Consider the following 13103-nt stretch of genomic DNA (forward strand, 5'->3'; position numbering starts at 1 on the left):
TCATAATGTCCCGTCAATGGAACAAACTAAGCGGCAAATGTTCTATCGGGGAAACACCTACGCGAAACGATCAGGCTTGCAAACAGGGATCGCGCACCGCGCTCGTGCCTTGAATCGGTGCACACGCAAGCGTGGTATCCGCGTACCGCGAGAACCGTCCTGCGTGCTCAGAAACGATGCCGCAGACCGACGTAATAGCTCATCTGATTGTCCGCGCCATTGAGCTTCACGCCTGAGCCGCCGGTCCAGTTGGTGGTCGTGGTGCCGAAGAGTCCGGACCAGTCACCGTCGACGCGCTCATAAGCAGCAGCGAAATAGAGGTCGGTGCGTTTGGACAGGAAATAGTCCACCACGCCATATAGCGTTTGCCGCTTGCCGCCGAAGTTGCTCGCGGTGGTGTTGTTGTACATGTACGCGCCGATCAGTTGCCAGGCCGGCGCGGGCAAGTAGCTCGCGGCGAGCGTGAAGAACTGGTCGCGCCGCGCGGCCGAGAACACCGAGCCGATCGCGGCGACCGTGGTCGGCGTGGCTGGCGTGCTCATGTTGGTGATCGAGGCGGAATCCACGCCGCCATTGGTGGCGTCGAAGCCGGCGTCGCGCTGGCTTTGCAGATAGTCCGCATGCAGCGTCACCGCACCCAGTCCAACTTTCGCACCCAGCGACCAGGTTTTCGCCGAGCGGCTCTGCGAATCTCGCGTCTGCTGCACTTGCGCGGTGGCCACGCTCTTGCCGTGCGTATACGACAGACCACCCGACGCCGATGAGCGCGCCGAGTTATGACCAGCGATGCCGCCGAACGCGTACTGCAGGTTCACGCCGAATTCGCCGAACTTTCTGGTCCACGTAATGGCATTGTCGTAACGCTGGCCGGTGAGGAAAACGAGCCACGAATTGGTCGGCGGCGCGCCGATAAAGATCGGATCGACCGATGAAATCGCGACCACCGCGCCGGTGTACTGGCGGCCCAGATCGACTTCGCCCCATATCCCCTGAAGCCCGACGAACGCCTGGCGGCCGAATAGCTGGCCTTGCTGATCGAAGGTGCCCTTGTCCGAATTGAAGCCGTTTTCGAGCACGAAATGCGCCTTCATGCCGCTACCGAGATCTTCGAAACCCTGCAGCCCGAAGCGGCTGGCGGAAAGAAAGCCCTCGCCGGCCTGGTTCATCGACACGACGTGGCCACCATTCGGATCCGCATGATTCTGGAATACAACGGCGCTTTCGATCACGCCATAAAGCGTGACGCTCGACTGGGCATGCGCAGGTACCGCCGCGGTAGCGAGAAGCGTGGCGGTGCAGGCCAGCACGGGTATTCTGTTCAATAACGTGTTCATGTTCTTTTACTTGTGGTTGGAGAAGAAGGCCATTGGTAACGAGCTGCGCTTTCGCCGCGCACGAGCGTGCTCCACCCTGGTGCGCGAAATCGCGCACCAATGGCAGGCGTCGGAAATAGATGGAAAATCACGCGGTGAAATGCGAGAACGCACCGCGTCAAATGAAATCAACCGTGCTTAATGCACGTCATTCGATCGATACGGGAATAGTCATGAGCGGCACCATGGGAGTCGGCTAGATGCGACTCTATGAGGCTCAATTTGTAGCGTCAATGGAACAAATGACGGGGAAAATGTCCTATCGGGCAAATCCCTAGCGGGTAGAAGAACTCGATTGTCTTTCGGAAAGTTAACTGAATACCTTCCGCTTTTGGCAATGAGTAGTCAGCAAAGAGGGCATTTCGCTAATCAAGCTCAATCCGCGGCACAGCCGCCACTAGCCTCTGCGTATACGGATGCTGCGGCGTCGTCAGTACGTCCTGAGCCGGACCGATTTCCACGAGCTCGCCTTTCATCATTACCGCGACGCGATCCGCAAATGCACGCGCGATCGAGATGTCATGCGTCGTCATCAGATACGCGACGTCGCGGCGACGCTGGATCTCAAGCAGCAGATTCAGCACCTGGCCGCGAATCGATACATCGGCGCCCGACAGCGGCTCGTCGGCGATGATCAGGCGCGGCTCCATCGCGAGCGACCGTGCGATCGATACGCGCTGACGCTGGCCGCCGCTCAACTCGTGTGGAAAGCGGTCGAGAAACCTGGCCGCCGGCAGCAAACCGACGTCTTCCAGCAGCGCGGTGCAACGCGCGTGCTCGTTGCCGGGCTGCTTCCACAACGCTTGCGTCAGCAACGCACGCACGGTCTTGCGCGGATTCAGCGACGCTGTCGAATCCTGAAAGATCGGCTGCATGTCGGTGCGCAGCCGGCGGAACGCGTCGGGGGTCAACGCGTTCAGGTCCTTCCCATCGAACATCACGCGGCCCGCATCCGGTTGCAACAGACCGAGCGCGATGCGGCCCAATGTCGATTTGCCCGAGCCGCTCTCGCCCACCAGCGCAACGATCTCGCCGACATGCAAGTCGAAGCCCGCTTCCACGCGCGCCACGTACTGCTGGCCGTTGAACTGACCCGACGCTGCCCCCTCGGCGCCTGGCACGCTGCTCACCTGGCGGGTCTCGTCGTAGTGCTGCTGGACAACAGCGCCCGACAGGTTCACGTACCACGGGCTGCCCGTATAGCCTGGAAGTGAGGGGGGCGGTTGTATTGTTTGACGCTTCGTGCTGTCAAGGGACGATCCACGCGATAGATGCTTTGGTCTTTATCGTTTGTCCTTCAGGATCGATTGATCTGCTTTGGTATACAGTTTAAGTACACGACTGGCTGCGTGTTCAGACATGATGGTTATCCGGCAATGCACATAGCACGCGTGGTACGCTTGTCGCCAGGTATTCAACGATGCAGACAACGAGACCCGATGAAGAGGATGACCAAGAGCGAAGCTATCGTCGACAGCATCAAGCAGGCCATCATTGGCCATCAACTCCAGCCCGGTACGAAGCTGCGAGAAGAACACCTGTCCCAGATTTTTGGTGTCAGCCGCACCTTGGTGCGGCCGGCGTTGCTCAAGTTGTCCCAGGATGGGCTGGTCACGCTCGAGCCGGGCAAGGTGGCGTCGGTATCTGAAATCACGCCGCGTGAAGCAAACGATATCTTCGAGGCGAGACTGATGCTCGAGAAGCAGGTCCTCGCCCGGTTGTGTACGCACGCTACGCCGCAAACCATTACAACGCTACGCGCCCATGTCGCGAAAGAACGATCGGCGCTCAAATCGGGGATACAGGAAGATATCGTTCGATTGGGCTCGGGTTTCCACCTGCTGATGGCGAAGGAGTGCGGAAACAGTCTTCTCGCCGAATGGCTCGAAGAAGTGTTGAATCGCGTCGCACTGATTTTCATGCTTTACCGTCACACCTACGCGGAACACACCGCGTGTCTGATCGACGAGCATGAAACGATGGTCAAGCACATCGAAAAACGTCAACTCGGCAAAGCCATCGAACTCGTCGAACCACACCTGAAAATCGTGCAAGGCAGTTTGATGAGTGACGACACACCGGCCGAGTTCGACGCGCTCAAGCATGCGCTGATTCGCGAGCGCTGACATCGACGTGCCGCGCTCGGTGCAATACCAGGCTCAAAATTGCTGGCGAATTCCGACGCCAAAGCCGCTTCCTGAACCGGCAGCCGATACCTTGTCGTAAAGGTATGTCGCATATACCGAAGTGCGCTTCGAAAGTGGCTGTACATACCCCAAAGCGCCGGTATTCCAGATCTTGCTGCCGACCGCAGCGCGCCTTCGGGTATACGACCATGAAACCAGCGCGCTGCCGCTGCCGATCGGGGCGCTAATGCCAAGCTGGCCCGTGTCGTCGTGCACGTCGTCGTTGTTGTCGACGTGCTGGTATTGCGCGTAAGCCTTTGCGTAGGTGAAGTCGTACGACACGCCCGCCTGATAGGCGTCCTGCCGCGACGCGCCGTTGAACAGCAGCGCGGTCTCCTTCACCGACTGGAATGCCGCGGTCGCCGCTAACCGGCCACCGAAATACAACAGGTTGCCGCCGAAATTCGCTTCGCCCGGGTGCCCGGCGATGCCCGCCGTTCCATAGATCAGGCTGCCGCTCAGGCCACCAAAGTTCGGCGTCGAATAGAGGACGGAGTTGTCCCAGCCCGTATCTCCTTGCACCGAGGCAGGGCCGATGCCCGAGTCGATATAGGTGTGCAACACCATCGGCGAGAAGTTAAATGAATCGACGAAGGGGTTGAACAGTATCGTCGATACGAATAACGGCACGGTGTTGCGGCCGAGCGTCAGCGTGCCTAGCGTCGATTGCAGGCCGACATAGGCATTGCGCGCGAAAAGCGATTGGCCATCGAACGATCCATAACGGCCATTGTTGATTCGAAAAAAGTCCTCGAGCGCGAAAACAGCCTTCAGGTTTCCACCCAGGTCCTCGCTGCCCTTCAACCCCCAGTACGAAGTGCTCATCCCGCCGCCCGAAACTGTCCAGGCCGTTCCCGGTGCACCGCTAGGGTGTACAGCCCCGGCAAACGCATCGACCAGCCCGTACAGCGAAACGCTCGACTGCGCCCTTGCGGCAGAGGCCATTCCGCCGACTGCCAACGTAATGGTCGCGGCTACGACGCTCATTCTTCTGCTCATTCCCGTCTCCTCAGTAAGGATGATGCCGGGGCATGCGATCTGCCAACCGGTGCGTCGAATCTAACCGGTCAAAATTCCGAATGAATACAATATCGGTATACACGATATACGACACTTTGCATACCAAACGGAGGTAGACTGCTTTCGTCGATGTCGGAATCCAATCGATGCAATGCTGGGCCGGCGCAAGGCCCGCCCACGAAGGAGACAACAATGCACATAGAAGCGATCACGCTTGACGAGTGGTATCCGGTCGCGCTGGAAGACGATCCGGTGCCGGGGCGGGACTATAGAACGCAGTTGCTGGGGACGGAGATTATTTACCGCCTGGATCAGCAGGGAAATCCCACGGTACGCGTGGCTGGCGACGGGCGCCCATGTCCTGTCGAACGTCGTTACCAGGCCTACTGGACATCGTTGGGGCAACCCGGCAATGCATTCTTCGATATTCCCGAATTCGCCGAGCCCGACCGCCGGATGATCTCGCTAGGGTCCATGCGCATCCATGTGGCGGGACTGCGTGCAGTCGAAAACTTCCTCGACATGGCGCACTTCCCGTTCGTACATGGCGGATTGCTGGGCGAGGTTCCGCACACACAGGTGCGTCCATACAAGGTCACGCACGATTCGCAAAGCGGCGACCTGTACGCGCTCGACTGCGCTTTTTACCAACCGATGGCAGCCGCATCCGCGAGTGGCGGCATTGACGCACAGTATGTGTACAGAGTTATGCGACCACTGTCAGCGATGCTTTACAAGACCTGTGCAGCCGATCCGCAGCGGCGCGACATCATCTGCCTGTTCACGCAACCGCTCGACGACGAATGGTGCATCGCTCATCTCGTCCTCGCGTGCATCGACGCAGAACACTCCGACAGCGAATTGCGGCTGTTTCAGCAAACCATCGTCGGTCAGGACGTCACGATTCTAAATAACCACTGGCCGCGCATGCTGCCGCTCGATCCAAGGTTCGAGGTGCCCGGGCGCGCGGACGCGATGTCCAGTGCGTACCGCCGATGGCTCGCCGACAAGGGCGTCGTCTACGGAACCTATCGCCCTGTATCGCAAGCGAGCGAGGTGAGCGCATGACGAACAGGCAGAACTGGTATCCGGTCGCGCGTTCGGGCGATCTCGCTCCGCGGCACATATTTCATGGCGAATTGCAGGGAGTCGAACTCGCACTGTGGCGCACCGACGCCGGCATCGTCAACGCGTGGGAGAACCGCTGTCCGCATCGTAGCGTGCGCTTCACGCTGGGCGTGAATACCGGCACGGCGCTGCAGTGTCAGTACCACGGTTGGCGCTACCGCCACGGCGACGGTCAATGCATCTACATGCCGGCAGCGACGAACGGCGTCGCGCCGCCGAATGCATGCGCACGTCCATTCGCGATCACGGAGGCGAGCGGCTACGTGTGGGCCAGTATCGACGCGGCACCCGATGCGCGGCCTCCGACGCTGCCATTCGTGCCTTTGGCAGTGGTGCTGCGCAGTGTCGTCGTGCACGCAGACGAGGAATCGGTGCGTGCCGCGCTCAAACGCTATGCCCAACTCGACGCCGGCTTTGTGCGCGGCACTGCGAGCATCGTCAATAACGGGGGGATGGTGGAAGCGGCCTGGCAGTCCCGCGATAACGGAGCACAGCGCGTGCGGTTCGCATTGCAGCCGGCCGCCCGTGGCAAAACTGTCATTCATGCGTCGACCGAGCGGTCGGTGGTCGGCAGCGAGTTGGCCACTCGCTGGCACAACCGGAATCTGATGATATTGCGCCGGCAAGTGGAAGAAACATGCCACGTCTTCAAGGACGAGCCGCGCTACATCCCGATCGCGCAGGTACACAACGGCACGCAGCGGCACACCACCGCGCTGTATACCGCGACCGTTTCCGCGCGGCGCCATACCAGCGAAGACATCGTCGAACTGCGGCTTGCGCTTCCGGCCGGCGTCGAACTGCCGTTCGAGCCCGGAGCACACATCGACGTGCATACGCCCGCGGGATTCGTCCGTCAGTATTCGCTGCTCAACGCGCCCCACGAGCGCCGTGAATTCGTGCTCGGCGTGAAGCGCGAACCGCAATCGCGCGGTGGATCCGCGTCGATCCATGATCAGGTGAAGCACGGCGATACCTTGACCGTATCGGCGCCAAAAAACCACTTCGGCTTGTCGCCCGCGAAGGGCGCTTGCCTGATCGCGGGAGGGATCGGAATTACTCCAATCCTCGCCATGGCGCAGTCGTTGCAGGCACAGAAACGTCCTTATCGGCTGCACTATTTCGCTCGGAGCACCGCACACGTCGCATTTAGCGACCGCCTCGACAAGCTCAACGCAGTCGAACACCATTGCGGATTCGATCCGGCACAGACGCGGCTCGCGTTAGCCCAATTATTCGTTGCGCTACCGGCCAATCACGATGTGTACGTATGCGGCCCTAAGCCGTTGATCGACTGCGCGATCGAACTCGCGCGCAACGCGGAGATTGCAGCGTCGCGCGTGCACGTCGAGCGCTTCGCGAACGATGTCGAAACGTCGAACGACCGGCCTTTTCGCGTCCGTCTTGCGAAGAGCGGCACGGAACTGAGCGTACCGGCAGGCGTGAGTGTCGCGACAATGCTGCGCACGCATGGCACACCGATCGACACGTCGTGTGAACAAGGTGTGTGCGGCACCTGCAAGATTGGCGTGCTCGACGGCGAGCCCGAGCATCGCGACGTTTATCTCACGGATGCGGAAAAGGCCAGCGGACGCTGCATGATGGCGTGCGTGTCGCGTAGCCAGTCGGCGCTGCTGGTGCTCGACCTGTAAAGGAACCCTGACGATGATTCTCTACGACTACGAGCTGTCGGGCAATTGCTACAAGCTTCGTCTTCTTCTGAACATTTTGAACGTGAAGTACGAGCGCCGCGGCGTCGAGTTCTATCCGCGCCGTGAACACAAGGAAGAGGCATTTCTGGCGATCAACCCCCTCGGTCAGCTGCCGGTACTCGACGACGACGGATTCGTGATCCGCGACGCACAAGCAATTCTGACCTATCTGGCAGCCCGATACGATCCGACCGGCTCGTGGTATCCGGTCCTTAATCCTCGCGTGCTCGGCGAAATCAATCAATGGTTGGCCTTTGCAGACGCAATCACGTCCACGGCGTCGGCAGCGCGCCTGCACGACCTGTTGCGATACGAACTCGATGTTGAGCGCGCTCGGGCCGGTGCGCATGCGCTGTTTCGCGTGCTCGACGAACATCTGTGGTTCTCCGAACGGGAATACGCCGGCTGGTTGTGCACGCCAGATCACCCAACGGTTGCCGACATTGCGTGCTTTCCGTACGTGATGCTCTCCGACGAGGGAGGTATCTCGCTGATCGACTATCCGGCAATCAGGCGCTGGACCGACCGCGTGAAGCAAATCCCCGGATTCATCGTGATGTCCGGCATTTTCGACACTTCGACTTGCTGAAGATATTTGACCGATTTATAAAGGCTCTCTCAAGGAGCCGCCACGGAGACAAAGCATGCCCTCTTATCGTTATCTTCCCGCGGCGTCACGCAGTCCTGCTGACCAGCTACTGCCGTTTGGCCGCCTCGCCCTGCTCGGGTTCCAACACGTGCTCGTGATGTACGCCGCGGCCATCGCCGTGCCGCTGATCATCGGCGGCGCGTTGAACCTGCCGAAGGATCAGACCGCTCACCTCATCAGTGCCGATCTTTTCGTATCCGGTCTGGTGACGATGGTGCAGACGATGGGTATTCCACTCTTCGGTGTGCGTTTGCCGATCATGATGGGCGTATCGTTTACCGGTATCGGCACGATGATTGCAATCGCAAGCAATGCGCAGCTCGGCTTGCCCGGAGTGTTTGGCTCGATGCTGGCCGCGGGCGCAATCGTCATCCTGCTTGCGCCGCTGATTGCAAGGATCCTGCGTTTCTTCCCGGCCGTGGTGGTCGGCACGATTCTGCTCGCAATAGGCGTGTCGTTGATGCAGGTCAGCGTGATATGGGCGGCCGGGGGATTCGGCGTGAAAGATTTCGGCAATCCGGTCTATATTGCCGTCGCTTTCGCGGTGATGCTATTCATCGTACTGATGGCCAAGTATTCGCGCGGGTTCATCAATAACGTTTCCGTACTGTTCGGTATCGGCTTTGGCATCGCGGCGAGCATGCTGCTCGGGAAAGTGGACTTCAGTGGTGTCGGCGAAGCGCCGTGGCTCGGCCTTGTTCTGCCCTTTCATTTCGGCGCGTTCCGCTTCGATCTGTGGTCCATCGTCAGCATGACAGTCGTGATGATGGTCAATGTGATCGAAACCGCGGGTGTATTCGTTGCGGTAAGCCGGATGGCGGACAAGCCGGTGAGCCAGGACGACCTCGTACGCGGTTTTCGTGCCGATGGACTCGGCTCGGTGCTCGGAGCGGTGTTCAATATTTTCCCGTATTCGTCATACTCGGAGAATGTCGGATTGCTCGAAGTGACTGGCGTGCGTAGCCGCTGGGTATGCGCGACGGGCGGCGCGATCCTCGTACTGCTTGCACTCGTGCCGAAGCTGTCGGCGGTGGTCGCTTCGGTGCCCGTGTTCGTTCTGGGTGGCGTCGGCATGATCATGTTCGGGATGATCAGCGTGACGGGCATCAAGATGCTGAGCAGGGTGGATTTCGTCAAACAGCCTTTGAACGGCTTTACCGTTGCGATCAGCATTGGCGTTGGTCTGACTCCGGCATTCGCGCAACATTTCTTCGACCGCTTCCCCGCCGAACTCGCACCGCTGCTGCAAAGCGGCATTGTGTTGGCGGCGATCTGCGCCGTGGGGTTGAACGTGCTGTTCAATGGCTTCGGCAGTAGCCGCGAAACGGTGGCAGACAATGCTTCGACTTCGGAGACAGCGCTCGTGAACAAGTGATGCACGTCACTATGTGCGACGAGTCACGACAACCTGGGCATGCCGCCGCGTTTTCGCTCGTCAGCAAGTACAGTTGCCAAGCGCGATCTGGTCATGCCGAGGTGGCCACACTCAATTGGCGTGCTTCTCGAAGCAAGCATGGTGCAGGCAGCGCTCAAGTCACGGGTCGCATTGGATATCGAGAGCATTGCGGCGATCCTCACTCTTGTGCGCGACGAGGAGCATGGTCCAGGATTGCTACTACCGCCCTTAGCGAAAATATCGCGTGTGTCTCGCGTCAGCTGAAGCGAGATGTCCAAACTCCGACGGCGTATCTCCGCGACCAGGCCGTCAGAGTCTGCATTCGCGCGACGATATCGCTTAGAACAGGTGCCTGAAAGATACGAGAACAGCGGTCTGATTCAGACTCGACGACGGTGCATCGGTACCAACCAGCACCGCCTGCCCGAGCGGAGCGGCAAAGTCAGGGGTATGCGAGGCACGCTGATAGGCGACCTGCATATAGACGTCGGTGCGCTTGGTCAGGTTGTAGTCGATCATCGCGCCGAAATTGCCCCAATGCGGGTGAGCCTGACCGGCAGCGCTGTCATAGCTGGCCATCGTGTACGTGTACATCAGACCGCCAAAGAACGTCGGCGTGAACTGATATTTGGCGTTGATCTCGAAGTTGTTGAACCGGAGTGAATCGGCCGGATTGGCAAGATTGCCAAAGTATTCGCTTCCAGTGACGTTCGTCAGGTTCGTGTGCGTGTAGATAAAGCCTACCGTGGCCGCGGACGTCAGCGCATAGTTGATACCGCCACCGAAGATCTGGTTGCGCTCGGCGCTGAAATTGGTGTCGGCGGAAGAGACCGCTCCGCCCGCATTCGTCGTGGCATTTCCATTGACCTGCAGATACGCGCCGACGACTGTGACGGCTCCGTTAGCGTACTGCCCGGCAAGTCCATACAGACGATTGTTGGCAAATTCACCAGCCGCGTTACTGAACGCGTACATGCCTTCAAACGTGAAGCCTGCATATTTGTTGCTGACGAACTTCACCGAGTTGCTCACGCGGATCGAGTTGTCGGTATTGTCATTGTCATACACGTGCGAGAGCAGACTGCCTGCCCAGTTTCCGTTGGCGGTCAGAGGACCCAGCATGTCAACCAGAGGATCGTACTGGCGCCCCATGGTCAAGGTTCCTAAATTGGCAGACTGAACTCCGACATACGCCTGACGTCCGAAGATCCGGCCGCCATTGTTGAGATTGCCGGTATTGAGGTTGAAGCCGTTCTCAATCTGGAACAGCGCCTTCAGACCTCCGCCGAGATCTTCCACGCCTTTCAGGCCCCACCGGTCTCCGGAATCCTGGCCCGACGTCGTTTGAATATTGCTCTTGCCTTTGACGTTACTCGTGTACTGCAGGCCTTCATCTATCGCACCGTAGAGTGTCACGGTGCTCTGCGCAAACGCCTGCATCGGCGTAGCGACAACACCGGTGGCCGCCAACGCAAATAGCACCTTCCTTGTCTTCTGTTTCATCTTCCTGATTCCCCTGCTAAAGGATTGATTTGGCTTCGTACCTGCCCCGGTTGATCGCATGATCCCGGCGACAACGAGAGACTAAGTTGGACGAAATAACGCCCCAATGAAAAACAGTTTTGATACAAATGCGTTGCTGACGCCCCACATCAAAACTGGCCAAATCAATCCACATCGCTGTTGGCTTTTTTTACTTTTCTATTTTCAGACCAACTGGATGCCACGAACCGCAGGTCGCCCTACGGTTCATGGATTACACGCTTGCGATCAGTCCGCCGTCCACCCGCACCACCGATCCAGTCACGTAAGATGCCGCTTCACTCGCGAGGAAAGCTGCGGCATGCGCGTATTCTTCCGGTCTCCCGTAACGCCCAAGAGGAATCGAGCCGGTACTTTCCGCCGATACTTCCTCAACGGTGCGGCCTTCCCGCGTGGCCTTGGCTTCATCGAGGAAGCGGATACGATCGGTCCCGATACGGCCCGGTATGATCAGGTTGGCCGTAATGCCGTCACGACCGACCTCCCTCGCGAGCGTTTTAGACCAGCCGACCAGAGACATGCGCAGCGCGTTCGAAATGGCAAGCCCCGGAATTGGTGCGACTACGCCGGAGGATGCGCTTGTTACTACGCGCCCCCACTTTTTTTCTTTCATACCCGGCAGTACACGATCCGTAATTCCGATGACCGAAAGGACCATGGAGCGGAAATGCTTTTCCCACAGATCCGCGGGCTGGCCGGAGGCCGGCGTGGGGGGCGGCCCACCTGTGTTGTTCACAAGGATGTCGACACTGCCGAATCGAGCCTCGATCGCACTGATTCGAGTATCGATAACAGACAGGTCGCCAAGATCCCATTCGACGGACATTTCTTCGCCGCCTTCCTTTCGGACGTTTTCGGCGACGCTCGCAAGCGCGGCAAGGTTAATGTCCGCCAGCACGACCTTGGCCCCTTCGCGGGCAAGAGCCAGCGCGATCGCGCCGCCGAGTCCACCACCCGCTCCAGTAACGAGCGCGACCTTGTTTTTAATTCCTAGATCCATGTTGTATCCATTCTGCCCAGCATTGCTGCCGAGCCGGGTTGAAAATGCGGCCTTACGGCCGGCCGTGTTAACGTGAAGTAGCCGTTTCCCGCCAACGAACCACCCGCTCTTCAGGAAGCGTCGACAGTCATCGAACCGGCATGGGAAGAATGCATCGCAGAGTTCAGCGACAGGTTCTCCAGATGCGGAACATCACGTCTGTAGTGAGTCACCGAAAAATCGATGAAGCGACGCACTCGCGGAGTCATATAGCGATGACCGGAGTACAGCATCCAGAGCGTACGTACACTGTTTTCCAGCTCGAAGCCTTCGAGAAGCGGTACGAGTGCCCCACCCTGAATCTCGGCCGAGATCAGTGACGCGGGTAGGCGCGCGATGCCAAGGCCGGCTTTGGCAGCACGAATCAGAGTCAGCAGATTCGACGAACTGAGAACCGGCCGTAGTAGTACGCGCTGAGTGCCATAGGCATCGCCGAACTCCCAGGAGCGCACGCACGGATCGGAAGTGACCAATACGTCGTGGGTCGTCAAATCCGATGGTTGCTCGGGCGCTCCTCTTCGCATCAGATAAGCAGGGGACGCCACGATGACATCCTGCACCGGAGTAAGTGGACGACACACCAGCGAAGAGTCTCGGAGTCGCCGCTCGGCGACGAAGCACACGTCGTACGTGCCGACGGCAAGATCCTGCGTCGACGCAAAAACGGTGAGCTCAAAATCGACACGAGGTTCGATCTCACGAAATCCGGCGATCAGGCCGCTCAGGTCGGCTGCCGCGAAGGACTCGTGCGCGGCCACCTTCAGAGACCCGCCGGCTTCGTGCGCGGACGAGCATACGTTGGCCTCCAGCGCATCCAGATGCCGTAGCAGTTCCCGGCAGCCGTGCCAGTACTCGTGTCCCGCTTTGGTGAGCGACACATTACGGGTAGTGCGGTTGAGCAATCGCAGGTTGAGATGCGTCTCCAAAGTCGCGACGCCGCGAGTCACCATTGCGGTTGAAACTCGCAATTCCTTGGCGGCGACGGTGAAGCTCAGCGACTCGGCGACCTTGGCGAACATGCGCATGGCGGAGAGTTGGTTCATGTTCCTGCGACCCCC

11 protein-coding genes are annotated in these 13103 nt (G+C 59.2%); 5 read left to right on the forward strand and 6 right to left on the reverse strand.

Annotated features, from left to right (window positions below; translation table 11 throughout):
- Positions 1-167: 167 nt before the first annotated feature.
- Entirely contained in the window at positions 168-1322 is a 1155-nt protein-coding gene (locus tag L0U82_RS30320; protein WP_233836844.1) for a porin, read from the reverse strand.
- 416 nt (positions 1323-1738) lie between these two features.
- Positions 1739-2554 carry an ABC transporter ATP-binding protein gene (locus tag L0U82_RS30325; protein WP_233836846.1) on the reverse strand — a complete coding sequence of 272 codons (816 nt, stop codon included), beginning with the start codon at positions 2552-2554 and terminating at the stop codon, positions 1739-1741.
- A gap of 258 nt (positions 2555-2812) precedes the next feature.
- Between L0U82_RS30325 and L0U82_RS30330 the strand changes: the two genes are divergently transcribed.
- Positions 2813-3499 (forward strand): GntR family transcriptional regulator, encoded by a 687-nt coding sequence (locus L0U82_RS30330; protein ID WP_233836847.1) that lies wholly within the window; start codon positions 2813-2815, stop codon positions 3497-3499.
- 33 nt (positions 3500-3532) lie between these two features.
- On the opposite strand, the gene L0U82_RS30335 is transcribed toward L0U82_RS30330, so the two are convergent.
- Complete coding sequence (locus L0U82_RS30335; RefSeq protein ID WP_233836848.1) at positions 3533-4558, reverse strand: porin; 1026 nt, start codon at positions 4556-4558, stop codon at positions 3533-3535.
- Between the two features lie 213 nt (positions 4559-4771).
- Between L0U82_RS30335 and L0U82_RS30340 the strand changes: the two genes are divergently transcribed.
- From L0U82_RS30340 to L0U82_RS30355, 4 genes are read left to right on the forward strand one after another with little or no spacing between them, the layout of a single operon-like run.
- Positions 4772-5647: an aromatic ring-hydroxylating dioxygenase subunit alpha gene (locus L0U82_RS30340; protein ID WP_233836849.1), complete on the forward strand. Its 876-nt coding sequence runs from the start codon at positions 4772-4774 to the stop codon at positions 5645-5647.
- Positions 5644-7359 (forward strand): Rieske 2Fe-2S domain-containing protein, encoded by a 1716-nt coding sequence (locus L0U82_RS30345; RefSeq protein ID WP_233836850.1) that lies wholly within the window; start codon positions 5644-5646, stop codon positions 7357-7359. The genes L0U82_RS30340 and L0U82_RS30345 overlap by 4 nt, the downstream gene beginning before the upstream one ends.
- 13 nt (positions 7360-7372) lie before the next feature.
- Complete coding sequence (locus L0U82_RS30350; RefSeq protein WP_233836851.1) at positions 7373-8008, forward strand: glutathione S-transferase family protein; 636 nt, start codon at positions 7373-7375, stop codon at positions 8006-8008.
- 55 nt (positions 8009-8063) lie between these two features.
- The gene (locus L0U82_RS30355) at positions 8064-9443 is read left to right on the forward strand and encodes a nucleobase:cation symporter-2 family protein (protein WP_233836852.1); all 1380 of its coding nucleotides are present in this window, start codon (positions 8064-8066) and stop codon (positions 9441-9443) included.
- Positions 9444-9803: 360 nt separating this feature from the next.
- Here the strand turns inward: L0U82_RS30355 and L0U82_RS30360 are convergent, their stop codons facing one another.
- The 3 genes from L0U82_RS30360 to L0U82_RS30370 all read right to left on the reverse strand — a co-directional run bounded on the left by L0U82_RS30360 (position 9804) and on the right by L0U82_RS30370 (position 13088).
- Positions 9804-10967 (reverse strand): porin, encoded by a 1164-nt coding sequence (locus L0U82_RS30360; RefSeq protein WP_233836854.1) that lies wholly within the window; start codon positions 10965-10967, stop codon positions 9804-9806.
- A 253-nt stretch (positions 10968-11220) separates the two neighbouring features.
- Positions 11221-12006: an SDR family oxidoreductase gene (locus tag L0U82_RS30365; RefSeq protein ID WP_233836856.1), complete on the reverse strand. Its 786-nt coding sequence runs from the start codon at positions 12004-12006 to the stop codon at positions 11221-11223.
- 110 nt (positions 12007-12116) lie between these two features.
- Positions 12117-13088: a LysR family transcriptional regulator gene (locus tag L0U82_RS30370; RefSeq protein WP_233836857.1), complete on the reverse strand. Its 972-nt coding sequence runs from the start codon at positions 13086-13088 to the stop codon at positions 12117-12119.
- Between the last annotated feature and the right edge of the window lie 15 nt (positions 13089-13103).

It is taken from the genome of Paraburkholderia sp. ZP32-5 (genome assembly GCF_021390495.1).
Lineage (GTDB): Bacteria > Pseudomonadota > Gammaproteobacteria > Burkholderiales > Burkholderiaceae > Paraburkholderia.

Excerpts from the sequence above, each read along its gene's own strand:
- L0U82_RS30350 (WP_233836851.1), top strand. The coding sequence starts at position 7,373 with ATGATTCTCTACGACTACGAGCTGTCGGGCAATTGCTACAAGCTTCGT.
- L0U82_RS30330 (WP_233836847.1), top strand. The coding sequence starts at position 2,813 with ATGAAGAGGATGACCAAGAGCGAAGCTATCGTCGACAGCATCAAGCAG.
- L0U82_RS30365 (WP_233836856.1), bottom strand. The coding sequence starts at position 12,006 with ATGGATCTAGGAATTAAAAACAAGGTCGCGCTCGTTACTGGAGCGGGT.
- L0U82_RS30345 (WP_233836850.1), top strand. The coding sequence starts at position 5,644 with ATGACGAACAGGCAGAACTGGTATCCGGTCGCGCGTTCGGGCGATCTC.
- L0U82_RS30370 (WP_233836857.1), bottom strand. The coding sequence starts at position 13,088 with ATGAACCAACTCTCCGCCATGCGCATGTTCGCCAAGGTCGCCGAGTCG.
- L0U82_RS30355 (WP_233836852.1), top strand. The coding sequence starts at position 8,064 with ATGCCCTCTTATCGTTATCTTCCCGCGGCGTCACGCAGTCCTGCTGAC.
- L0U82_RS30335 (WP_233836848.1), bottom strand. The coding sequence starts at position 4,558 with ATGAGCAGAAGAATGAGCGTCGTAGCCGCGACCATTACGTTGGCAGTC.
- L0U82_RS30340 (WP_233836849.1), top strand. The coding sequence starts at position 4,772 with ATGCACATAGAAGCGATCACGCTTGACGAGTGGTATCCGGTCGCGCTG.
- L0U82_RS30360 (WP_233836854.1), bottom strand. The coding sequence starts at position 10,967 with ATGAAACAGAAGACAAGGAAGGTGCTATTTGCGTTGGCGGCCACCGGT.